The 21572-nt window shown below is 47.5% G+C and carries 24 protein-coding genes; 13 read left to right on the top strand and 11 right to left on the bottom strand.

What is annotated here, in order from left to right:
- Window positions 1-35: 35 nt before the first annotated feature.
- The 5 genes from RF679_RS04735 to RF679_RS04755 form a co-directional block, all read right to left on the bottom strand.
- Window positions 36-767, bottom strand: a complete 732-nt coding sequence (locus RF679_RS04735) for a LiaF transmembrane domain-containing protein (protein ID WP_309483070.1) — start codon at window positions 765-767, stop codon at window positions 36-38.
- A 45-nt stretch (window positions 768-812) separates the two neighbouring features.
- Window positions 813-1175, bottom strand: coding sequence for a LiaF transmembrane domain-containing protein (locus RF679_RS04740; protein ID WP_309483071.1), 363 nt, complete (start codon window positions 1173-1175; stop codon window positions 813-815).
- A 250-nt stretch (window positions 1176-1425) separates the two neighbouring features.
- Entirely contained in the window at window positions 1426-2082 is a 657-nt protein-coding gene (locus RF679_RS04745; protein ID WP_309483072.1) for an alpha-ketoglutarate-dependent dioxygenase AlkB family protein, read from the bottom strand.
- Window positions 2083-2106: 24 nt separating this feature from the next.
- On the bottom strand, window positions 2107-2838 hold the full coding sequence (locus RF679_RS04750) for a flagellar brake protein (protein ID WP_309483073.1): 732 nt from the start codon (window positions 2836-2838) through the stop codon (window positions 2107-2109).
- A 29-nt stretch (window positions 2839-2867) separates the two neighbouring features.
- A complete protein-coding gene (locus tag RF679_RS04755) occupies window positions 2868-3239 on the bottom strand; it encodes a hypothetical protein (protein WP_309483074.1) in 372 nt (123 codons plus the stop codon).
- Between the two features lie 583 nt (window positions 3240-3822).
- On the opposite strand from RF679_RS04755, the gene RF679_RS04760 reads away from it, so the two are divergent.
- The 4 genes from RF679_RS04760 (at window position 3823) to RF679_RS04775 (ending at window position 8415) form a co-directional block, all read left to right on the top strand.
- Entirely contained in the window at window positions 3823-4581 is a 759-nt protein-coding gene (locus tag RF679_RS04760; protein ID WP_373921737.1) for an HDOD domain-containing protein, read from the top strand.
- A 225-nt stretch (window positions 4582-4806) separates the two neighbouring features.
- Window positions 4807-5580, top strand: coding sequence for a class I SAM-dependent methyltransferase (locus RF679_RS04765; protein WP_309483076.1), 774 nt, complete (start codon window positions 4807-4809; stop codon window positions 5578-5580).
- 61 nt (window positions 5581-5641) lie between these two features.
- On the top strand, window positions 5642-6115 hold the full coding sequence (locus tag RF679_RS04770; protein WP_309483077.1) for a (2Fe-2S)-binding protein: 474 nt from the start codon (window positions 5642-5644) through the stop codon (window positions 6113-6115).
- Complete coding sequence (locus RF679_RS04775; RefSeq protein ID WP_309483078.1) at window positions 6112-8415, top strand: xanthine dehydrogenase family protein molybdopterin-binding subunit; 2304 nt, start codon at window positions 6112-6114, stop codon at window positions 8413-8415. The genes RF679_RS04770 and RF679_RS04775 overlap by 4 nt, the downstream gene beginning before the upstream one ends.
- 160 nt (window positions 8416-8575) lie before the next feature.
- Here RF679_RS04775 and RF679_RS04780 read toward each other — a convergent pair whose 3' ends face one another.
- A complete protein-coding gene (locus tag RF679_RS04780) occupies window positions 8576-9181 on the bottom strand; it encodes a hypothetical protein (RefSeq protein WP_309483079.1) in 606 nt (201 codons plus the stop codon).
- A 274-nt stretch (window positions 9182-9455) separates the two neighbouring features.
- Here RF679_RS04780 and RF679_RS04785 point away from each other — a divergent pair, with 274 nt between their 5' ends.
- Both RF679_RS04785 and RF679_RS04790 read left to right on the top strand, forming a co-directional pair.
- Window positions 9456-9860, top strand: coding sequence for a nucleotide pyrophosphohydrolase (locus tag RF679_RS04785; protein ID WP_309483080.1), 405 nt, complete (start codon window positions 9456-9458; stop codon window positions 9858-9860).
- Window positions 9861-9938: 78 nt separating this feature from the next.
- On the top strand, window positions 9939-10409 hold the full coding sequence (locus RF679_RS04790; protein WP_309483081.1) for a WbuC family cupin fold metalloprotein: 471 nt from the start codon (window positions 9939-9941) through the stop codon (window positions 10407-10409).
- Window positions 10410-10470: 61 nt separating this feature from the next.
- Here the strand turns inward: RF679_RS04790 and RF679_RS04795 are convergent, their stop codons facing one another.
- Window positions 10471-10911 (bottom strand): hypothetical protein, encoded by a 441-nt coding sequence (locus RF679_RS04795; RefSeq protein ID WP_309483082.1) that lies wholly within the window; start codon window positions 10909-10911, stop codon window positions 10471-10473.
- Window positions 10912-11253: 342 nt separating this feature from the next.
- On the opposite strand from RF679_RS04795, the gene RF679_RS04800 reads away from it, so the two are divergent.
- Window positions 11254-11832 (top strand): outer membrane beta-barrel protein, encoded by a 579-nt coding sequence (locus tag RF679_RS04800; protein WP_309483083.1) that lies wholly within the window; start codon window positions 11254-11256, stop codon window positions 11830-11832.
- A gap of 211 nt (window positions 11833-12043) precedes the next feature.
- On the opposite strand, the gene RF679_RS04805 is transcribed toward RF679_RS04800, so the two are convergent.
- The 4 genes from RF679_RS04805 to ppk1 all read right to left on the bottom strand — a co-directional run bounded on the left by RF679_RS04805 (window position 12044) and on the right by ppk1 (window position 15823).
- On the bottom strand, window positions 12044-12463 hold the full coding sequence (locus RF679_RS04805; RefSeq protein ID WP_309483084.1) for an organic hydroperoxide resistance protein: 420 nt from the start codon (window positions 12461-12463) through the stop codon (window positions 12044-12046).
- Between the two features lie 228 nt (window positions 12464-12691).
- The gene (locus tag RF679_RS04810; RefSeq protein WP_309483085.1) at window positions 12692-13153 is read right to left on the bottom strand and encodes a MarR family winged helix-turn-helix transcriptional regulator; all 462 of its coding nucleotides are present in this window, start codon (window positions 13151-13153) and stop codon (window positions 12692-12694) included.
- 116 nt (window positions 13154-13269) lie between these two features.
- Complete coding sequence (locus RF679_RS04815; protein WP_309483086.1) at window positions 13270-13740, bottom strand: SixA phosphatase family protein; 471 nt, start codon at window positions 13738-13740, stop codon at window positions 13270-13272.
- A 1-nt stretch (window position 13741) separates the two neighbouring features.
- Window positions 13742-15823, bottom strand: a complete 2082-nt coding sequence (ppk1, locus tag RF679_RS04820; protein ID WP_309483969.1) for a polyphosphate kinase 1 — start codon at window positions 15821-15823, stop codon at window positions 13742-13744.
- 382 nt (window positions 15824-16205) lie between these two features.
- Here ppk1 and pstS point away from each other — a divergent pair, with 382 nt between their 5' ends.
- The 6 genes from pstS (at window position 16206) to phoB (ending at window position 21556) form a co-directional block, all read left to right on the top strand.
- Window positions 16206-17249 (top strand): phosphate ABC transporter substrate-binding protein PstS, encoded by a 1044-nt coding sequence (gene pstS / locus RF679_RS04825; RefSeq protein WP_309483087.1) that lies wholly within the window; start codon window positions 16206-16208, stop codon window positions 17247-17249.
- A gap of 149 nt (window positions 17250-17398) precedes the next feature.
- Window positions 17399-18370: a phosphate ABC transporter permease subunit PstC gene (gene pstC / locus RF679_RS04830; RefSeq protein ID WP_309483970.1), complete on the top strand. Its 972-nt coding sequence runs from the start codon at window positions 17399-17401 to the stop codon at window positions 18368-18370.
- Window positions 18367-19239, top strand: coding sequence for a phosphate ABC transporter permease PstA (gene pstA, locus RF679_RS04835; RefSeq protein ID WP_309483088.1), 873 nt, complete (start codon window positions 18367-18369; stop codon window positions 19237-19239). The genes pstC and pstA overlap by 4 nt, the downstream gene beginning before the upstream one ends.
- A gap of 13 nt (window positions 19240-19252) precedes the next feature.
- On the top strand, window positions 19253-20059 hold the full coding sequence (gene pstB / locus RF679_RS04840; protein WP_309483089.1) for a phosphate ABC transporter ATP-binding protein PstB: 807 nt from the start codon (window positions 19253-19255) through the stop codon (window positions 20057-20059).
- A gap of 88 nt (window positions 20060-20147) precedes the next feature.
- Window positions 20148-20867, top strand: coding sequence for a phosphate signaling complex protein PhoU (gene phoU, locus RF679_RS04845; RefSeq protein ID WP_309483090.1), 720 nt, complete (start codon window positions 20148-20150; stop codon window positions 20865-20867).
- On the top strand, window positions 20867-21556 hold the full coding sequence (gene phoB / locus RF679_RS04850; RefSeq protein ID WP_309483091.1) for a phosphate regulon transcriptional regulator PhoB: 690 nt from the start codon (window positions 20867-20869) through the stop codon (window positions 21554-21556). The genes phoU and phoB overlap by 1 nt, the downstream gene beginning before the upstream one ends.
- Window positions 21557-21572 lie beyond the last annotated feature (16 nt).

The raw sequence follows: 21572 nt of genomic DNA on the forward strand, positions 1-21572 counted from the left end.
CGGCGCACGTACTTTTATTCAAGTAAATGAAAGAATTAGTTCTTAATTTCGACACCGCCCATAATCGCCGTGCCAGTGATGATCAGACGTTTCTTCGGCGCAACGCTACCGTCGTTCGCCAAATTTCCGCTCATACTTGGTACGGTGCTGTCATCAACGCCGCCCAAGAAGGCATTCGCGTTATTGACCACACTCCAGTCACTTGGTACTTTGAGCGAGATACCGCCCCAAAAAGCGAAGACATTCACAACGGCTTCAGTTTGAATTGATGCATTGCGCAAGTCAAGCTCGACGCCGCCCATGACCGCGGTGATATCGCCACCAGAAAAATTGCTGCTAGCGATATTTCCTTGACTGCCGCTCATGATCGCTACAATGTCGACTTTTCCATCGGCGCTTTGGTCGATCTTACTTTGCGTGTATTGATCCATACCTTCTTTCGCCTTGTCTTTGAAGATCACCAAGAGACCAAAGCCAATCAGAATCAAAGGCCAAAAATCACGCATCCGAATACTAATGATGCCGAGATTATTCAGTGTCATGGTAGCGCCGATGATGACGAAAGCAGCGCCAATGATAATGCTAGAGCGTGTCTGTGCTTGATTCATTTTTAAAACTCCACCGATGATAAATACTGCGGGCCAAAAGCTGACTAAACGTATCCCTTGTAGTAAGCCGAGATTGTCGATTAAGGCTAAGACGCCAACCAAGATGATAAGAGCACCAAAAATTAAGCGCTGCTGTGGGTCGCGATGACGATGTTTCATAAAATTTCTCCGTGCGATGTTGTTCTGTTGTTTAAATGGGCGGATTCAGCAAGTGGCGTTGTCGTCTTTTGGGCGTGCCGCATATTTGAGGATGCTACTCAAGCCAAAAGCGATTAAGAAGAGCGGCCAGTGCACGCGAAAATCGAGATCCCACAAATGTTCAAACATCGCATAAAACAAACCTGCGACACCGATTTGAAACACGGCTGAAATGACTTGATACAAGCTGCGCGCTAACAACAAGCGCACGGCACCGAGGACAGCGGCGAAGCTGGCGACTAATTCCCACCATGTGAATTTGTAGGGGAGGTAGCCCATCTTGTACGCCATTGCAGCGCAGCCGATTAAGACCATCATAATGCCGAATTCGACATGATCAGTTTTGTGTTGTTTGTTCCAGCGTGCCATGATTTATCCTTTCCGTTTCGACTCTTTAATGTACGATATTTAATGTGCGATATTTGATGTTCGTGTTGCTTAGTGGCTCTGGGCTTGATCTGTTTGCGTTGCCCACATCGATAAGGTAAAACAAGCGAGAAAGGAAGTCATGCGCTTGTCGGCGAACGCCGAATTTTGTCGGTGAATGCCGAAAAATCTGCGAAACGGATGGTTTTTTCTCTGCGTAGGACGAAGAGACTAGGAGCATAAGACGGAAGAGTTAGCTCTTTCTTGAACCGTGTTGGATGAAGCGAAAGGTTAAGTTAATGCGCGGCCCCATTTCCTTGGTTTTCTTGGCGATCGCGTGCTGCCAATGTTGTTGCATCGTCCCTGCCATGACCAACAAGCTGCCGTGACCAAGTTCAATTTTATGTCTGGCCGTTTTAATGGTGTTGTGCCGAATCAGAAATTCGCGACTGGTGCCGAAGCTTAACGAGGCGATCACCGGTAAAGGTCCCAGCTCGGGTTCATCATCAGCATGCCATCCCATACTATCGATCTGATTACGATACAGGTTGGCGAGTACACTGTTGAATTTCACTTGCAAATGCGATTCTAGGCGGGTACGCAGTTGCGCAAGTAATGGGTGCCACGCTAAGGGCGTTAGCGAAAGACCTGAATAGCTGTAATGCGCCTCGGGATCTCCGTACCACACACTCAAACGTGGCTGCGCGCGTACAATCCCAGCGATACGAATATGATGTTGTTGCCAAGCGAGTTGCTCATGCAGTTGTTTGAAAAGCTGATCGGCGTCGTCCGGTGCAAAAAAATGTGGGTAATAGTCGAGTTCCGCATCGGGAATTTCAAAGTGCTCGATCTGCAAACTGCTTGGATCAGATTCCTCGGGTTCAGTAGTGAAGAGATTGTTTTGAAACATGTTGTGCTAGATCGATGTTGCGATTTATTTTCCCAAAAGACGATGGCGCTCGTACTCGATTTGCAGAATCGTTTTTTGTATCGCGATATCCATCGCATGAGATAGATTTTGGAAGCGAAAACCAATTTGGAACTTACCGAGTTTGGTTCGCTCAATAAAAGTGATGTGTTGCACACTCACGGGGCAGTGCACATGCGCTTTCGGGCTCAGGTTAATCCAAACTTGTGGAATGGTTTCGCCGAGGCGTAATGGAGGCTCGCCTTCCACCACCACACCAAAGCCACCGACACTTAAATCATGGATGCGCCAATTGGCAATGATTTCACCGTTGGCATTGTGTAGTTTGGCTCGGATGTCTTGGCTGATGGGGAGTAAATTGCGGTAAAACTCGCGTCGCTGTAAACGGATGATACGCTCAGGAATTGGCACCCAAAACGCCTCATCTTCACCCCACATAAACCTTTGAGGATTGAGTCCCGTAAACTGTACCCGGATGCCATCAGGGAAAGCCATAAACACGCAGCTCTTCACCTTTTCCAGTTGATGATTCATTTTAGGATCGCCGCCCAGATCAAACACGAGCCCATCGGGGCGGGCCGACAAGATGACAGTTAAGATGAAATTCTGGCCGCCATTGAAATACACCGAGACCGGCTCACGTCGATGGGCCAGCTCATTTAAAACACTGAGTATTTCGACCTGTCCAAATAGAAAAAAGCGATCTTCTATTTCTTGGTCTGTGAGTGAAGCAGACATATTGTAGGTGCCTAGCGAGTCAACTCAAACTACTGCAATAGCTGAATAAAGTGTTCGGCAGCACGCACGACCTTCTTCGACTCCATGCCAAACATGTCCCGTGTCTCGAGAACTTGGTATTCGTTGGTACCCTTTACGCATTGCAAAACACCTTCAAAATTGGTGCCGAGATAGGTGAACGGAGTCAATTTGGTTTTGACTGGCACATCGCTGGCGAGCAAAGCGCGCAATTTACGCTCAACATCGTACAGACTAGCAACCTCGATTTTGACTAGGCCGCCTTTCGGATTGGGAAAGCTAGTGCTAAAAATGGGGTGTTGACCCATGGGGTTTTTGACATGGATCTTCACGCCCAGCTTTAAGAATTTGCTAATGGCGAAAAAATCATCTTCCGTGAACATCCTTGGTCTCCCGAAAACGAAGCTACTTTTGAGATAGTTGATAATTCTTAGACTAGCAGAAACTTTCTTTGGGTCCAATGCAAAACGATGTTTTGATCATGAAAAAAAACAAAACTCTTTTGTTTCGTATGAAAGTGTCGCTAGAAGCGGGTCTTCTGTATGACCAAGATTTTCAAAGTACCTTTGCTTTATTGTTAATTTTTTCTAGTCGCTTTCAATGAATGTGACTGAATTCCATAACTTGGAAAACGGAGCAGAAGAAATCGATCTTTGATGTTTTCCTTTGATTCGCTTTGAATTCGTTTGATTTAATTTTAAGTGCGTGCAGAAATGCCGAATCCCCCTAGGGATTCTGGTAAATCTGTTTTACTATGGCAACTTTATTGAGTGTTTGTCCAGAGCGTTTTTTTGTTTGATGGTGGTAGAAAGCTCTGGTATCGCTAGGTACCGCATTTTATTGGCCATTTTGTGATCGAGATTAGTCTTTATGAACCAACGTGAATCAGAGTTCGAATTTATTAAAGGCCTCAGCGCCGAACTCTCCTCGAGGAATTTAGTTTTCCCAACCTCGCTTAAAGCGACTATGAAAATTCGTCAAGCGCTTGACGACCCCGATATGTCGAGCGACCAAGTGTCCCGCATTATTAGTACTGAACCAGTGTTGTCGGCTCAAGTATTGATGCTTTCAAACACGCCCATGTTTAATCGTAGCAGCCGCAAAATCGAAGAGTTGAAGCTAGCCGTGTCTTTATTAGGCTTTGGTGTGGTGAAGAACATTGCTATCTCGGTTGGGATGAAGCAATTGCGTGACCAACAAAGTCATACTGGAAATTCGGAGCAGATGGAAGGGCTGTGGACGCGCAGTATGCGTGTTGCCGCTTTAGCTTGTGTGCTCGCGAAGCAGCGCAGTAAGCTCAGCCCAGACAAAGCCATGGTGGCCGGCTTACTGCACGATATCGGTAAATTCTATATTTTGAGCCGAGCCCATCAATACGAGGGCCTGTTTACCTCCGAAGAAGCATTGTGGGACTTGGTCGATCAATGGCATGTCGATATTGGTGCCGCCATCTTGGAAAGTTGGGAAGTGTCTGACGATATTCGTACTGCGGTTATGGATAGAAAAAGGGCCGACCTACCACTCACTAGCCGTCCATGTTTGACAGATGTGGTGGCGGCAGCAGACTTCTTAGATGCTGGATTTGTGAAGCAGTCTTTGGATGATTTGGACTGGGAAAATGTGCCGGTACCTTTAAAGAATCTGCAATTGGATAAGCCAACGACCGAAGCGATGATGGTCGATACGCGTCAAGAAATTGCGCAGATCTTGAAGATCATTGCATAAGGCCGGCGCTAAGACCATGCAAAGTCTAAGGGTAATGCAAATTGAGCGATGGATTGATGAACTATTTATAGCGAAACAGCGTCAAAGGCGCTTGTTATGGTATGAATCTGTTTGAACTAGTTTGGAATCGAACTGGACGAACTGGACGTATTCGATGTTGGCGTACGAAGCGGTTCAAACCACATGACCAAATTCTTATATTCTCATTTTGACCCAGGAGACACGATGAAAAAATTTGTTTCAGCTTTGAGCTTAGTTGGCATCGCCATGTTTGCTAACGGCGCCTATGCGCAGGATCCTTTGAAAGCGGCTGTGGCTCATCCTCAACGCACACCTGCTAACGTTGTACGTGATGCAGCACGTCATCCTTTTGAAACCTTGAGCTTCTTCGGCGTCAACGACAAGATGACTGTGGTGGAATTGGCTCCGGGTGGTGGTTGGTATACCGAGATCTTAGCGCCGTTATTGCGTGATAACGGTAAGTTGATTTTGGCGGGTGCTGGCAATGGATTGAAAACGAAACTGGCTGCCAATCCTGTGGTGTTTGATAAGGTGGTGATTGGTGATTTCAATCCAGTTGATAAGATTGATTACGCACCACAGTCCAGTGTTGATGTCGTGTTGACTTTCCGTAACGTACACAATTGGGTCGCTGCGAGCGACACGGCGGCCAAGAAAGTTTTTCAAAGTGCGTTTGATGCCTTGAAACCGGGCGGCGTGTTTGGCGTGGTTGAACATCGTTTGCCAGCGGATATGACGCAAGATGCGAAGGCTAGCACCGGTTATGTGCATGAAGCATTCGTCATCAAGTTGGCGGAGAGTGTCGGTTTCAAGCTAGTCGCTAAATCTGAAGTCAATGCAAATGCTAAGGACGATGCAAAACATGAGAACGGTGTCTGGGCTTTGCCACCTGTGTTAGCGAACAAAGAGAAAGACAAGGCCAAGTATCAAGCGATCGGCGAGAGTGATCGCATGACTCTGAAGTTTGTCAAACCGTAATTTGGTATCACTTCCGAACCCCGCTTTGCGGGGTTTTTGTTTTTTCTGGAGGACTGGCGAAATGGGAAAATATACGATCAATGTCAATGGTCAGGCGCGTTCGCTCGACTTGACACCAGAGACACCATTGCTGTGGGCTTTGCGTGACTCGCTTGATTTAGTCGGCACTAAGTATGGCTGCGGGGTTGGTCAATGTGGCGCCTGCACCGTGCACATCAATGGTGTGCCAAGCCGCTCTTGTATGACGCCAGTGTCGAGCGTAGGTCGACAAAAAGTCACCACCATCGAAGGCCTTGATCCGAAACATATGCACCCAGTGCAACAAGCATGGCAAGAGCTCGATGTGCCGCAATGTGGCTATTGCCAAGCTGGCCAAATGATGACTGCTGCCGCGCTGCTGAAGGATAATCAAAATCCAAGCGATGCCGATATCGATGCGGCGATGGGCGGAAATTTGTGTCGCTGTGCGACCTATTTACGGATACGTGCTGGTGTACATCGTGCTGCTGAAATTGCGCGGAAAGGAAAAAAATGAAGACGCCAGAACTCGTTCAAACTGCTAACGCGGTGGCTGATCTGAATGTCCCATCGCATCTCGCCAGAAGAAATTTTCTTAAGCAATCGTCTGCACTAGGTGCAGGATTGGTGCTCGTAACGCAGCTCGACAATGATGCCTCGGCCCAGACCACCGTGGTCAAAGCTGATAATTTGCCGCCCACTTCATCGAATGAATTTAAGCCCAATGCTTTCATACATATCGCTGAGAGTGGCAAGGTGACGCTGGTGTCGAAGCAGCCAGAAATCGGGCAGGGTATCAAGACATCTTTGCCCATGGTGATCGCCGAGGAACTCGAAGTGAATTGGAAGGACGTGCAGATCGTTCAAGCCGATTTTCATCCTAAATACGGTGATCAATTTGCCGGGGGCTCTTTGTCGACGCCGATGAACTACAACGAGTTCCTGAAACTCGGGGCAACCGCGAGAACCATGTTGATTCAAGCGGCAGCCGCCCAATGGAAGGTGTCTGTCAGTGAGTGTTACGCTGAGATGAGTAAGGTCTATCATAAGCCGAGCAAGCGTAGTCTCGGTTATGGAACTTTAGCGTCTAAGGCTGCCACCTTGACGATGCCTGATGCCGGTAGTGTGGTGTTGAAGAAACCCAATGAATATAAGTTGCTCGGTACGCGTGTTGGTGGTGTCGATAATGCAGCGATTGTGAGCGGTAAACCTTTGTTTGGCATCGACGTCAAGTTGCCAGGCATGGTGTATGCCGTGCTGGAAAAGTGCCCGGCCTTTGGCGGTAAAGTGTTGAGTGCAAATCTCGATGCAATCAAAGCCTTGCCAGGTGTACGTGATGCATTTGTGTTGGAAGGAACGGCCAATCTCAATGGACTCATGCCCGGTGTGGCGATTATTGCGGAATCGACATGGGCAGCGTTTAGCGCGCGCAAACAACTGAAAGTGCAATGGGACGAAGGTGAAGTCGCTCAGCAAAATTGGGATGATTTCGTCAAGAAAGCCGACGAACTATCGAAACAAGCGGGAACCATTACTTTGCGTAAGGACGGTAACATCCAAGAAGCGTTTGCCAAAGCCAGCAAGTTGGTGGAAGCGAAATATGTGTACCCCTTCATTTCGCACGCCAGCATTGAGCCGCAAAATTGCACCGCTTGGTTCAAGGAAGAGAGTGGTGAACTTGAATTGTGGGCGCCGACGCAGAACCCTGCAGCAGGTCAGAACATCATTACGAATGTTTTAAAGATTCCTAAAGAAAAAATCATCTTACACATGACGCGCAGTGGTGGCGGTTTTGGACGTCGATTAAGTGCGGACTACATCATCGAAGCTGCGGCCATTGCGCAGCGTGTCAAAGGACCGGTGAAGTTAATGTGGTCGCGTGAAGACGACATGCGTCATGATCATTATCGTGCTGGTGGTTTCCATTTCTTGCGTGGTGCGGTTGATCAGAAAGGTAAGTTAAGTGCATGGCACAACCATTTCGTCACCTTTGCCAATCGTATTACGCGAGACGGTAAGAGTATTCTGCAACCGGGAAGTGGAGCTAGTTTATCCGGCGATGAATTTCCAGGTCGCTGGTTAGAGAACTGTCTGCTTGAACAAACGCCGATGGAGTGTGGCATTCCGATGGGGCCGTGGCGTGCACCAGGAAGTAATGTATTTGCTTGGGTATTTCACAGTTTTATCGACGAGTTAGCGCATGCTGCGGGACGAGATCCTTTGGAGTTTAGGCTGGAAATTTTAGGCGACAAAGAAATCATGCCCGGCACTGGCGAACGCGTACAAGCGTACAACGTGGCACGTATGCGCCGAGTTTTGAAAGAAGTGGCGGAGAAGGCTGGCTGGGGTAAGCGCCGTTTCCCGAAAGGGCAAGGGCAGGGCATAGCTTTTCATTTCAGTCATCGCGGCTATATCGCTGAAGTCGCCGAGGTCACGGTCTCAAAACAAGGTGAGTTAAAAGTGGATCGCGTGGTGGTCGTGACCGATATCGGTTCACAAATTGTGAATCTCAGTGGTGCCGAAAATCAGGTGCAGGGCTCGGTGATTGATGGTCTTAGTACGCTGATGTATCCTGAATTGGATATTCAACGTGGTCGCATCGTGCAATCGAACTTTGATCAGTATCCATTGTTGCGCATGCCGGATACTCCGACCAAAGTCGAAGTGCATTTCCTCAAGACGGATTACCCTGTGACTGGTCTTGGTGAACCTGCCTTACCGCCACTCGCGCCAGCGGTTTGTAATGCCATCTTTGCGGCGACAGGAAAGCGAGTTCGCACCTTGCCTCTGGCACGTAATGACTTACGTTGGACTTAGTGGGGCTACCTCGGTGTGAGTCTTGCTAAAAGCCTTGCACCTACCGGCGAAAACGGCATCGTCCTTTGTCAGGAGATGCCGTTTTTCTTTGGCTCGTTCTTGTGACAGGACGATGCTCGTGCGGTCAATGCCACTGCTACTGCCACTGCCAGTGCGGTTTCTAGTGCAGCTTATTTCGCACAGCTTTTGGGGCGCTCGTTTGGCGTTTTGCAGTTTTGGCGGGCTCTTTCGTAACGACCGCCGTGGCTTGCACTTTTGATTTTCGTTGCGCTACTTTTTTGACTGAATCTGCCGCTGATGGCTTGCTCGCTTCCTCGGGAGTAAGGTTAACAACACGATTCAACGAGGGTGCGAGGGTGGTTAATTGTGTGAAGTTAAATTGCGAGAAAGGTGTGCTGACAGAAAATTGATCAGGCATTTGCCAGCTTTGCGCAAACAAACCAGTCGCCTTTTTGACGGCATCATCGACGATACTTTGCAAACACACTTGCGCCTGATTGCTTTGTTCAAACAAGCTTTGCAACCGCGCACTCAAGTTCATCATGAGTTCGTCGGAAGGTTTGCCACTCCAGAGATCTAATTGCTGCTGCCATATTGAATCGGCCACGTTCTGCCAGATTTGATGGCAGGTTTCCGTGTAACGATCGATGTCTTCACTCAATAATTGCGTTAGATCTTGGAAGTTGGCCAGCTGACTCTCCAAAGGGCTGAAAGTGCTTGCGCTATCGTGTAGACCTGTGAAAGGGAACTGCTTTGCTGAGAACATATCGAACTCCTGCACAAAAAATGGTGAAATATAGCTACGAATTTTGCAATGCAATATCGTCGATTTTAGGCTTGATTGGTGAAAAATGCGAGATGTATGTAGGATATATTGTTGCGATGCATGATATGTGGATTGCCGGACACAGTTGGTGTTGCTTGGCGCTTAATGAACTCACTAAAAAACGAGCTTTAAGTTGGTTTCTCGAGGTGAATGCATCCCTTTCAAATGAAGGACCGAGAAAAGCTCGTAAAATATGGTTTTTATAGGAGCAAGTATGTCGGTCGAGCGAAAAGATTCTGATCAAGATGGAACTGTAAAACAGCAAGATCGATTTGATGATCTTGAATCCCTGCGTTTAGCCTTACGCGAGTTTGTCGATCAAAGAGCTTGGCATCCCTTTCATACTCCCAAGAATTTGGCCAGCGCGCTCAGTGTAGAGGCATCAGAGTTGCTTGAACCCTTTCAGTGGTTGCAACATGGTCGCGCCGACGAGTTAGGTGAAGCCGGCCTGCGAGCTGTGAAGCATGAAATGGCAGATGTGTTGAATTATCTGGTGATGTTGGCCGATAAACTGGACGTTGATTTGTTACAAGCGACCCGCGAAAAGATAGCACTGAACGCCATCAAATATCCTGTTGAAAAAGCTTTCGGCACTTTGAAGAAATACGATCAACTTTAAGCCGAAGCGCATCAGCTTTTTGCTAACCTCGGTTGGCACGCTCTATCGCAACCCGAACCTCAAACTTGGAAAAACTTTATGGTACAACTGATTGGTCAAACGACTGTGCGAGAACTCTCAAAAGAGGCTTCGCAACAACCGCGCCTGCGTAAGAACTTGAACTTTCATGCAAATAATGAGGCGCAATGCCATCGTTTGTTGAACGCACTCGAACCTGGAACCTATGTGCAACCACATTGCCATTTGGATCCACATAAAGAAGAGACTTTGGTGGTGTTGTCGGGACGATTTGGCGTTTTGATTTTCGACGCCACTGGCGCAGTGACTGAGACCGCGATCCTTGCACCGCAATCAGAACATTTTGGGATTACGATTCCTGTCGGGACTTTTCATAGTATGGTGGCGTTAGAGAGTGGTTCGGTGTTCTTTGAAGCGAAGGCGGGTCCTTATGTACCGATCGCTGCAGAGGAGAAAGCGCACTGGGCACCAGCAGAGGGAGAACCGGGATGTGCCGACTACCTCAACACTATGCTACGTCATTTTGAATAGTGCGTGAAAGCAGCAAATTGGGCACGATCGTTATACGAAGTCTAGGTCGTGCTTGTTTGATTCACTCATGACTGTGGTGACGGGATTTTTCGAGAAATTCACGATGTGGATATTCGTCTACGCAAATTGGAAATCCCTTTTGCGTCAACCAATCACAAGCACTTTCCATATCGCTGAAGTACGCGACTTTGTCGCTCGGGTATTGGCCTGTTTGTTGCTGATGAATTTTCTTCTTCAAGGCGCTCGGAACGACGATTGCCAAACCTTGACAGTTGTTGGCGAAGGCCCATTCCCGCATCCCTGGAAACATCTGCAGGCTTGAGGCGGTCGACATTTCCCAACGTTCGGCGTTGGTGAGCCCAGCCCAAGCCTGATCCGTTGGCGCTTTGTTTTTGGTTTCCTCAAAAACCGCTAAGGTGCCTTCATCATTGAAAATGCCTGCTGTTGTTCGTACTAATACGTTGCGAACCACAGTGATTTCCCATTCGCCATGAATTTTCATTGCTTGTCGTATGAACTTGTTATGGCATTATTTTACGTCAATTCTCGGCTTTCTCTAAATGGCCGCACCATCTCGATTGGATCCTTAAAACGATCCGTATCTGCACGAAGTATTATTTGATAGTACTGCTTGTATAGTCTTTATCAACCTTCCACTTTCGATTGGCGTCTTGTAAATGCCTTTGCCATGATGCCTCCAACGACAGCACAGCACGACTGTGAAGATCGTCAGGAATGCGTAAATTCGACCCGTTGCAAAGCTCTCCGGATAAGGGTTTTGAACACAAGGCGGATTTCTGTATGTGGTTATTGAAAGTCTTTTTAATTGGAAGTTGAGAAAATTATGTTGAAAAAATCTTTGTTAGTTGGTGCAGTAAGCTTGGCAGCGATGTTGGCTTCTGGCGTGGCTTCTGCGCAAAACGTGTATGTTGGTGGCACTGTAGGTCAAGCTAAATGGAACGACGATTGCAAAGCAGTTTCTAAGTGCGACACAAAATCGAATGCCTTCAAGTTGATCGGTGGCTACAATTTCGATAAGAATTTTGCTTTTGAAACTTCCTTGTTTTCCCTGGGAAAAATCACTGCGTCAGCTCCTTTGGGCAATGCTATCGCCAGTGCGGAAGTGAAAGCGTCTGGTATTGATTTCGCTGGTGTTGCGAAAGCGGATTTCACAGATGAATTTGGCGGTTTTGTGAAACTTGGTGTGTCTCGCGTCACGACGTCGGCGAAAGGCAATGTGGGTAATTTGCTCGGTTTCTCCGACGACACCACTTCCACACAACCAGTTGGCGCTTTAGGCTTGACTTACAAAGTATCAAAAGACTTGGCTTTGCGTGGTGAGTTTGAAACACGCCGTGTGAAGCTTGGTAGTGAGAAAGAAAATGTGAACACTTTCTCTGTTGGTATGCAATACAGTTTCTAATGTAGTTTTGGGAGTGCCAGAAAGTCGACACCTCGTTTGGTGCTCCCGCTGAGCGTAAGCTTAAGTTTTGTAAATAGATCCTACCGGTTGATGCGCCATTCTTGTGATGGCGCATTTTTTTATGCGCGTTCGAAGCTCTGTAATTACGAAAACACGAAAAAAATGCAAGCCTAGCGACACACTAGAACTTGCATTCAGCGGCGACGATTTTTTACAGAACGTTCAGTGTAACTTCAATATTGCCACGTGTTGCGTTGGAATAAGGACAGACTTCGTGGGCCTTGTTCACTAGAGCCAATGCCGCCTCGCGTTCTAGACCCGGCAACGATACATTGAGTTCGACTGCTAGGCCAAATCCACCTTGGCCATTGGGGCCAATACCAACTTTTCCATTCACACTTGTTTCTGCTGGTAAGCTCAATTTTTGAGCCGCCGCGACAAATTTCATGGCGCCGATGAAGCAAGCAGAGTAGCCCGCGGCGAACAATTGTTCTGGATTCGTACCTTCGCCGCCAGCGCCACCAAGTTCACGTGGCGTACTGAGTTTGACGCTGAGTTTTTGATCGTCAGAAACGGCTTGTCCATCACGACCACCAGTCGCAGTAGCATTGGCTGTGTACAAAATTTGCATGATAAATTCCTCTCATTGGAAAGTTAAAAGTTTTCTGGCTTGATGATGCGAGCTTTGGCATGAATGCGGTTTTATTCATGCATGGAATTATGATAGCGCACAATTCAATTGTTCGCAATTTAATTGATGCTTGTATTTATTAATCGCAGTGATTAATAAACTTGATGATTGTCCGAAGGCTGGGTTTTCTGGGGTTGGCCGAGACGAAGACGCGTTATTTTTGCGGGTTTACTCAATGGCGTTATTGAGCAATTCTGTGCGTAGTTTGACGAGTTCTTGTCGCATCTTGTGTAAATTTGCTGCGCTTTGGCCGCTCGCACATAGGATTTGTTCAGGAATATCTTTCGCATGGTTGCGCAGCAGTTTTCCTTGGCGTGTCAGTGAAATTCGGACTTGACGTTCATCTTCTGGATCGCGTTGGCGTTGAATCAGCTCTGCTAATTCCATACGTTTCAAGAGCGGGGTGAGGGTGCCCGAATCGAGGAATAAAAGTTCACCAATCTCTTTCACTAATAAGTGATCCTGCTGCCATAAAGTCAGCATCACAAGGTATTGTGGATAGGTGAGTCCAATTTTATCGAGCAGTGGCTTATAGGACTTGGTCAGGGCTAGCGAAGTTGAATACAGAGCGAAGCAAAATTGATTTTCCAGCGCGAGTAAATTGATTTCATTTGGGTTTTGCGTTGCCATGATCGTACTCCGAAAATGCATTGAGTCAATTAGATTTCCAGCACTGATAGCATAGAAAAGTGATGTGTAAGGCGCATTATCAAGTGCCGCGGCTTTACTGGCAAGTCAGCACTGCCTTAGCGTGGCAATAGATCCGGTGCAACGATCGTTTTCAGATAAGTTTTGAGGCCTTCAGCGGCGTGTTGTTTTTGGCTAATCCACCACACGCTGCCTTTGCGTATGGCGCACTGAGGCTGAAATGGTTGAATGATGAGGGACGCTGCTTGGCCGAGTCCAGGTTGGTGTCCAACGATTAAGACAGGATCACGACTCTCTGGCCAATTTGCCACTGCAAGTATGTGTTCAGGCTTGGCCTCGGGAGCTAGTTCGTCCATGATTTTGTATTTGCGACCAAGGGCTTGTACTGTCTCGATCGTGCGAGTACTTGGACTGACCAAGATTCGGCAGCCCTCTGGCAACATACTATCCAACCAAGTCCCCATTTTATTGGCTTGCTTGCGGCCCTTCGGGGTCAGACGACGAGCCAAATCGTCCATTCCGTGCACTAGATCTTCCGCTTCAGCGTGTCGCCATAAAATGAGATCCATCTCAGTCCTCAGCCTCAGGGGAACCAAGTGACTGCATCAGAAATTGTTGGGCGCCAAATGGTGCTTGTTTGCCACGCGGCTTACGTCTCTCATACACACCGTTGCTATCGAGGATCCACGCGTTGGTGGTGTCTTTCAAATAGGGATCAAGCCCTTCGCTCATAACGCGTTTTTTGAGATTCTTCTCAAGAACTGGGAAGGCCACTTCAATACGGCGATACAGATTACGACTCATCCAATCAGCGGAGGCGAGATAAACGTCGTGTTCTAGATCATTGCGGAAATAGTAAATGCGTGAATGTTCAAGAAAGCGACCAATGATCGAACGGACGCTGATGTTTTCAGAGAGCCCTGGTACGCCGGGCCGCAGTGTGCAGGCACCACGCACAATCAGATCGATTTTGACGCCATCGGCGGAAGCCGCATATAAAGCGCGAATGACCGATTCGTCGACCAAAGCGTTCATCTTGGCGATGATGCGACCCGGTCTACCTTCACGTGCAATACGGGCTTCATTGCGAATGGCCTTAATGATTTTCTGCTGGAGGAAGAAAGGTGCGAGCCACAGGTATTCCAACTTCTTCGGCTTGTTCAAGCCAGTTAGATGCATAAAAACTTCACTGACCTCAGCCGCTTTTTTGGGATGAGCAGTGAGGAGTCCGAAGTCGGTATAAAAGCGGGTAGTCGAGGCGTGGTAATTGCCGGTTCCCATGTGGGCGTAGTGTTTCAAACGGCCATTCTCTTCACGTCGGATGACCAAGGCCAATTTGGCATGCGTCTTCAAACCGACCACACCATAAACGACTTGCGCCCCCGCCCGTTGCAAACGATCTGCCCAGTTAATATTGGCCTCTTCGTCAAAGCGCGCCATCAGTTCTACCACGACGGTCACTTCCTTACCCATGCGGGCCGCGGTAATCAAACATTCCATCAAGTCCGAATTCATCCCGGTGCGGTAAATCGTTTGCTTAATGGCGAGCACATTGGGATCAGTCGAAGCGGTGCGGATGAAATCAATCACCGTTTGGAATGGTTGGAACGGGTGATGCAGCAAAATGTCGTGTTTGTTCAAAACCTCAAAAATATTTTTCTGCGTGAGCTTATTGTCGATCTTCGCTGAAAATGCGGGGAAACGCAGATTAGCTTGATTGGCAAGATCGATCAGTTCAGAGAGGCGAACCATATTGACCGGGCCATCGACTTGATACAACTGATCTTTGTTCAGGTTGAATTGTTCGAGTAAGAATTGTGATAGCGCTTCTGGGCAATTTTTGGCGACTTCGAGTCGTACCGCCAAACCAAACTGCCGACCTTGCAATTCTCCTTGCAAGGCTTGGCGCAAATTTTTCACTTCATCTTCATCGACCCACAAGTCACTATCGCGGGTGACGCGGAATTGTGAGTAAGCTAGTACTTCCCTGTCATTAAAGAGATCGCCAATATGCGCGTGAATAATTGAGGACAGCAGGCAATAGGCATGCCCCTTCTCGGTCAGCTCATCAGGCACTTTAATGACGCGCGGCAGAACTCGAGGTGCTTTGACAATCGCGATGGCAGTCCCTCTACCAAACGCATCTTTGCCCGCGAGTGACACAATAAAGTTCAGACTCTTATTGACGACTTGTGGAAATGGATGGGCCGGATCGAGCCCAATCGGCGTTAACAGCGGGCGAACTTCACGATCAAAATAAGACTTCACCCACGCACGTTGTGCTTCTGTACGTTCTGAATGACGTAGTAAATGAATGCCTTTGCGTGAAAGAGCTGGCAAGATCTCTTGATTCAACACTTCATATTGGCGTTCGGCAAGTCGATGACATTCAATCGAGATGCGATTCATCATCGAGGTGAAGGCCGAATGTTTGGCTAATTGGCCGTCGACGGTGTTCTGGGCGAGCAGGCTGGCCACCCGCACTTCAAAGAATTCGTCAAGATTGCTACCGACGATGCACAGGTATTTGAGTCGCTCAAGAAGCGGAATAGATTTGTCTTCGGCTTGCGCCAGTACTCGCCAATTGAAAGCGATTTGTGAATGTTCACGATCTAAGTAAATTGCGCTACGAGCGAGACCTGTGGCACCCATAATGGCCGCTTCAGAGTCGCTGGTAAGCTTATGAGAGTTTGTCATAATTGTACTTTTGGAACTATTTTCACGGACCTCTGTGACATCATTTGTGACATTGTTTATGACAGGTTTTTGTCGCATAGTTGAACTCTATTGTGCCGAACATAAATTCCTGATTTTCGATATAAATCAAGGTTTTGCACGATATTAGAGTAAGAATATGACAAGTTTGTGACATTCAAAATCATAAAAAACGACAGATTTCACGTCTTCCTTTATTTGTCATAATCCTGTCATATTCGATCTGTAAAGTTCGCCTCGCGGTCGATCAGGCTGATTGCCGATCCTAAGTCGCCAAAATGTTGCTTTAAGTATTGTCTACTTTTAACCTGAGGTAAATATGCAATTTAATCGTATTGTGAAGTCTTTGGTCATCGCGGCCACAGCAGCATTAACTTTCACATCGGTGCACGCATCGGAAGTGACTGGTGCAGGTGCGACTTTCCCATATCCAATTTACGCGAAATGGGCTGATGCTTATAAAAAGGCAACAGGTAATACAATCAATTATCAGTCCATCGGTTCCGGTGGTGGTATCAAACAAATCAAAGCCAAGACAGTCGATTTCGGCGCTTCTGACATGCCATTGAAACCCGAAGAACTCGATGCCGATGGTTTGATGCAATTCCCAGCAGTAATCGGTGGTGTAGTGCCAGTGATTAATGTTGAAGGGATCGCTCCAGGTCAATTGAAAATGACCGGCGAAGTGTTGGCAAAAATCTACATGGGAACAGTCACAAAATGGAATGCAGCGGAAATCGTTGCGATCAATCCAGGCGTGAAGTTGCCTGCAGATGACATCACAGTAGTACATCGCTCTGACGGCTCAGGCACGACATTTATTTGGACTGATTATTTGTCTAAAGTGAGCGCAGAGTTCAAAGAAAAAGTAAGTTCCGGTACGGCAGTGAAATGGCCAGTGGGCTTGGGTGGTAAGGGCAACGAAGGTGTTGCAGCAAACGTGCAGCGGATCAAAGGCTCGATCGGTTACGTTGAGTATGCTTACGTCAAGCGCAACAAAATGACATTCACTCTCGTCAAAAACCGTGATGGTCAATTCGCAGCCCCAGATGATGTCAACTTCAAAGCAGCTGCTTCTGGTGCTGACTGGGCTAAAACACCAGGCATGGGCGTGATCTTGACAAATCAAGCTGGTAAAGACACATGGCCAATCAGCGGTGCAACATTCATTATCTTACACAAAGCTTCACCAAACCCAGCCAATACAAAAGAAGTTGTGAAGTTTTTTGAGTGGGCATTTGCTAACGGCGGTGCGATGGCGACAGAGTTGGAATATGTGCCATTGCCAGCAGATGTGATCAAGTTGATTGGCACGAGCTGGAAAGCCAATTTGAAAGATGCATCTGGTAAGGCATTGTTCTAATCAAATCGTAGAAGTTTGAATTGAACGCAAACATCCTGATCAAGATTCAGGATGTTTGCACATCTAAAAGAGTGAGAATGTCAGTGAACTCCACCCCTAATTTACTGTCACCTGAGACTGCTGCTTCATCTAATAATCAAGAAAAAACTATGGCCAGCACCAATTACTCAGTGACGAATAGCCCCACTATGCGGAAGCAGAAGATTCAGGATTTTCTGTTCCACAAAATCACCTTCAGTTTTGCCCTGTTTGTTTTGTTGGTTTTGGTTGGTATCGTCGTATCTCTGGTGTACGGCGCCTTGCCAGCGATGAAGGAATTTGGCTTCGCCTTTATCACGACCATTGAATGGGATCCCATTAACGATAAATTCGGCGGCATGATTGCCATCGTTGGCACTCTTGTGACCTCAATCATTGCGCTGTTAATCGCATTCCCAGTGAGCTTTGGTATTGCCTTGTTCTTGACGGAAATTTGCCCGATTTGGTTGAAGCGCCCATTGGGTACTGCGGTTGAGTTGTTGGCAGGTGTTCCTAGTATTATTTACGGTATGTGGGGCTTGTTCGTGTTTGCGCCATTCTTCAGTTCATACGGTCAACCGTTGCTGGCCAATACTCTGGGAAAATTACCTGTGATCGGCCAATTGTTCTCTGGTTCGATGATTGGTATTGGCGTGCTAACAGCAGGCATCATTCTCGGCATTATGATCATTCCATTCATTGCATCGGTGATGCGTGATGTCTTCGAAATTGTGCCACCTGTTCTGAAAGAATCAGCTTACGGTTTGGGATGTACACGTTGGGAAGTCGTCCGAAAAATTGTTTTGCCTTATACCAAAGCAGGTGTGATTGGTGGCGTGATGCTCGGTCTTGGCCGTGCCCTCGGTGAGACGATGGCGATCACCTTTGTGATTGGTAATGCGCATAAGTTGAATTGGTCTTTGTTCGCAGGTGGCAATAGTATTGCTTCCACCTTGGCGAACGAGTTTGCCGAAGCGGAATCTGAATTGCACATCGCGTCTTTGTTCTTGCTCGGCTTGATTCTGTTTGTGATCACCTTCATTGTGTTGGCTTCTGCCAAATTGCTCCTGTTAAGTATGAAAAAGAAAGAGGGTGTGAAATGAGCTTAGCAAATTTCAATACTTCTGATAATCCTGTTTATCGCCGTCGTTTATTACGCCACAAGATTGGTATCGCTCTCTCGACAGCGGCGATGGCATTCGGTGTGTTCTTCCTCATCTGGATTTTATTGACGCTGTTCATCAAAGGTTTTGGCTCTTTAAGTTGGGATGCTTTGACTTTGCCAACTCCGGCACCGGGTGAGGACGGTGGTGGTTTGGCGAATGCCTTAATTGGTAGTTTGATGATGGTAGGTTTTGCAACGCTGATCAGCACGCCGATTGGCATTTTGGCAGGTATTTATCTTGCCGAATATGGTGAACGTAATTGGTTTAGCGATCTGACTCGCTTCGTGACGGACATTATGTTGTCAGCGCCGTCAGTGGTCATCGGTTTGTTTGTGTATGCGATTTATGTCGCCCACATCAAACACTTCTCTGGTTGGGCTGGTTCTTTGGCGATTTCTTTGATTGCCATCCCAGTGGTGGTTCGTACTACCGACAATATGTTGGCCTTGGTGCCGACGAGCCTGCGTGAAGCAGCGTTCGCATTGGGTGCGCCGCGTTGGAAAGTTGCTCTGTTTATTCGTATTAAGGCAGTGAAGGCTGGTATTTTGACAGGCGTTTTATTGGCAGTGGCACGTATATCCGGTGAAACCGCGCCGTTGCTGTTCACGGCCTTGAACAATCAATTTACCAATACCGACATGAACAAACCGATGGCGAATTTGCCTGTCGTGATTTATCAGTTCGCTATGAGCCCTTATGACAATTGGCGTGGCCTCGCTTGGACCGGTGCCTTGCTGGTGACCTTTAGCGTTCTTGCATTGAACATTTTGTCTCGCACCGTATTTGCACAGAAAAATCAACATTAATTGAGTAGCCCAGATGAACTCTATATCCAACCCTTTAAATCAAACAGCATCTGCGCCAGTTGAGCTGCGTGCTGGGATCGAAACGAAGAATCTCAATTTTTACTACGGGAATAATCGTAGTCTGCGTGATGTTAACTTGAAAGTGTATGACAAGAAAGTGACTGCCTTCATTGGCCCTTCCGGCTGCGGCAAATCAACTCTATTGCGTACTTTTAACCGTATGTATGATCTCTATCCTGGTCAACGTGCCGAGGGCGAAATTTTGTACAACGGCCATAATATCTTGGCGCCTGGATTAGACATCAACTTGTTGCGCGCGAAGGTCGGTATGGTGTTTCAAAAGCCAACACCGTTCCCCATGTCGATTTACGACAATATTGCCTTCGGTGTGCGTCTTTATGAAAATCTCTCCAAAGGTGAGATGGATGAACGCGTGGAGTGGGCCTTGAAGAAGGCAGCCTTGTGGAATGAAGTCAAAGACAAACTCAATAGCAGCGGCTTAAGTTTGTCCGGCGGTCAACAACAACGTTTGTGTATTGCTCGCGGTGTTTCGGTGAAACCTGAAGTGCTCTTGTTGGACGAACCAACCTCAGCCTTGGATCCGATTTCCACAGTCAAGATCGAAGAGTTGATCAATGAACTCAAAGAAGACTACACCATCGCCATTGTGACGCATAACATGCAGCAAGCCGCCCGTTGTTCTGATTACACGGCATATATGTATTTGGGGGAATTGGTCGAGTTTGGTGAAACCGATCAGATCTTCATGAACCCCGTACGCAAAGAGACACAAGACTACATCACGGGTCGATTCGGCTAAGGCGATCGCGTAGCCGTAAGAAGTGACGCTACGCTTAAATCAACTTCGATGTGATGTAAATAATAGAAAATACCATTCAGGAGCCCTTATGTTAGGCGAACATTCCTCATCTCAGTATAACCACGATCTAGAAGCGATCCGTTCCAAAGTTTTATTGATGGGCGGCTTGGTTGAATCCCATTTTCATGATGCGATTTCCTGCTACCGCACTGGTAACGCCGAACACGCGGCGGCGGTTGTGAAAGCCGATGAAGAAGTCAATCGTTTGGAAGTTGCGCTCGATGATATGTGCAGCCATTTGATCGTCAAGCGCCAACCCGCCGCGAACGATTTGCGTACGGTGATGGCGACTGGCAAGGTCATCACCGATATCGAACGGATTGGTGACGAATCGACTAAGATCGCGCGTATCGCTTTAGAGATGCATAACAAAGCACGCGGCAATACGCTGTTTAATGGTTACGATACGGTGCGAGTCTTGGCCAATAGCGTCGGTCAAATGTTGCATCAAGCGTTGGACGCATTCGCCCGCCATGATGATGCGAAGGCGGTGCAATTGATCGCATTCGACGAAATCATTGACAATGATTTCCGCTCTATCATGCGCAACTTAATCACCTTTATGATGGAAGATCCCAGTACAATTTCATCTGCACTCGATGCATTGTGGATTGCCAAAGCGATTGAACGTATCGGTGATCACGCCAAGAATATCGCAGAGCACACCATCTATATCGTAGAAGGTCGTGATATTCGCCATTCTGACTACGTGGCGAGTAAACAAGAACAGGGAAGTCATCAAGAATAATGTCAGCCGATAAAACAACCATACTCATCGTTGAAGATGAGCCAGCGATTAGCGAATTAGTGAGTTTTACTTTGCGTGCCGCCGGTTGGAATACCTGTGCGGTGGGTAATACCAGCGAGGCTTGGGAATTCCTGCAGCGTCGTACGCCGCAGTTGATTTTGTTGGATTGGATGTTGCCGGATCAAAGTGGCTTGCGATTGTTATCTCGCATTCGGTCTGATCGCAATTTTAATGAGATTCCTATCATCATGCTGACGGCAAAAAGCATGGAAGAGGATAAGATTGCAGGCTTAGATCATGGCGCAGATGATTACATTACCAAGCCATTTTCACCGCGCGAATTAACGGCGCGTATCAAGGCTATGTTACGTCGTAAGAGCCCAGAACACGCGCAATCTGCTTTGGTTATTGCGAATGTGCATCTTGATCCAGTCAGTTGTACCGTAAAGATTGACGACAAGAAGATTGAAATCGGCCATGCTGAGTACAAGCTTTTGAAGTTTTTTATGGCGCATCCTGAGCGCGTTTTCTCGCGCAGCCAATTGTTGGACAAAGTATGGGGCGACCATGTCGTCATCGAAGAGCGCACCGTTGATGTCCATGTGCTGCGCTTACGCAAAGTTTTGAAGGAGGCCGAAGGCCTTATTAAGACGGTGCGTAGTGTTGGCTATATGCTGTCAGAAAAATAGTCGTTCCTATCGACGC

The organism is Undibacterium cyanobacteriorum, assembly GCF_031326225.1.
In the GTDB taxonomy this organism is placed as follows: Bacteria; Pseudomonadota; Gammaproteobacteria; order Burkholderiales; family Burkholderiaceae_D; genus Undibacterium; species Undibacterium cyanobacteriorum.

Excerpts from the sequence above, each read along its gene's own strand:
- ppk1 (WP_309483969.1), bottom strand. The coding sequence starts at position 15,823 with ATGGGTGCCACAGGTCTCGCTCGTAGCGCAATTTACTTAGATCGTGAA.
- pstS (WP_309483087.1), top strand. The coding sequence starts at position 16,206 with ATGCAATTTAATCGTATTGTGAAGTCTTTGGTCATCGCGGCCACAGCA.
- RF679_RS04775 (WP_309483078.1), top strand. The coding sequence starts at position 6,112 with ATGAAGACGCCAGAACTCGTTCAAACTGCTAACGCGGTGGCTGATCTG.
- RF679_RS04805 (WP_309483084.1), bottom strand. The coding sequence starts at position 12,463 with ATGCAAATTTTGTACACAGCCAATGCTACTGCGACTGGTGGTCGTGAT.
- RF679_RS04740 (WP_309483071.1), bottom strand. The coding sequence starts at position 1,175 with ATGGCACGCTGGAACAAACAACACAAAACTGATCATGTCGAATTCGGC.
- RF679_RS04765 (WP_309483076.1), top strand. The coding sequence starts at position 4,807 with ATGAAAAAATTTGTTTCAGCTTTGAGCTTAGTTGGCATCGCCATGTTT.
- RF679_RS04790 (WP_309483081.1), top strand. The coding sequence starts at position 9,939 with ATGGTACAACTGATTGGTCAAACGACTGTGCGAGAACTCTCAAAAGAG.
- RF679_RS04800 (WP_309483083.1), top strand. The coding sequence starts at position 11,254 with ATGTTGAAAAAATCTTTGTTAGTTGGTGCAGTAAGCTTGGCAGCGATG.
- pstB (WP_309483089.1), top strand. The coding sequence starts at position 19,253 with ATGAACTCTATATCCAACCCTTTAAATCAAACAGCATCTGCGCCAGTT.
- RF679_RS04735 (WP_309483070.1), bottom strand. The coding sequence starts at position 767 with ATGAAACATCGTCATCGCGACCCACAGCAGCGCTTAATTTTTGGTGCT.
- phoU (WP_309483090.1), top strand. The coding sequence starts at position 20,148 with ATGTTAGGCGAACATTCCTCATCTCAGTATAACCACGATCTAGAAGCG.
- RF679_RS04745 (WP_309483072.1), bottom strand. The coding sequence starts at position 2,082 with ATGTTTCAAAACAATCTCTTCACTACTGAACCCGAGGAATCTGATCCA.
- RF679_RS04750 (WP_309483073.1), bottom strand. The coding sequence starts at position 2,838 with ATGTCTGCTTCACTCACAGACCAAGAAATAGAAGATCGCTTTTTTCTA.
- RF679_RS04770 (WP_309483077.1), top strand. The coding sequence starts at position 5,642 with ATGGGAAAATATACGATCAATGTCAATGGTCAGGCGCGTTCGCTCGAC.
- pstC (WP_309483970.1), top strand. The coding sequence starts at position 17,399 with ATGGCCAGCACCAATTACTCAGTGACGAATAGCCCCACTATGCGGAAG.
- RF679_RS04755 (WP_309483074.1), bottom strand. The coding sequence starts at position 3,239 with ATGTTCACGGAAGATGATTTTTTCGCCATTAGCAAATTCTTAAAGCTG.
- RF679_RS04785 (WP_309483080.1), top strand. The coding sequence starts at position 9,456 with ATGTCGGTCGAGCGAAAAGATTCTGATCAAGATGGAACTGTAAAACAG.
- RF679_RS04760 (WP_373921737.1), top strand. The coding sequence starts at position 3,823 with ATGAAAATTCGTCAAGCGCTTGACGACCCCGATATGTCGAGCGACCAA.
- RF679_RS04810 (WP_309483085.1), bottom strand. The coding sequence starts at position 13,153 with ATGGCAACGCAAAACCCAAATGAAATCAATTTACTCGCGCTGGAAAAT.
- RF679_RS04815 (WP_309483086.1), bottom strand. The coding sequence starts at position 13,740 with ATGGATCTCATTTTATGGCGACACGCTGAAGCGGAAGATCTAGTGCAC.
- RF679_RS04780 (WP_309483079.1), bottom strand. The coding sequence starts at position 9,181 with ATGTTCTCAGCAAAGCAGTTCCCTTTCACAGGTCTACACGATAGCGCA.
- RF679_RS04795 (WP_309483082.1), bottom strand. The coding sequence starts at position 10,911 with ATGAAAATTCATGGCGAATGGGAAATCACTGTGGTTCGCAACGTATTA.
- pstA (WP_309483088.1), top strand. The coding sequence starts at position 18,367 with ATGAGCTTAGCAAATTTCAATACTTCTGATAATCCTGTTTATCGCCGT.
- phoB (WP_309483091.1), top strand. The coding sequence starts at position 20,867 with ATGTCAGCCGATAAAACAACCATACTCATCGTTGAAGATGAGCCAGCG.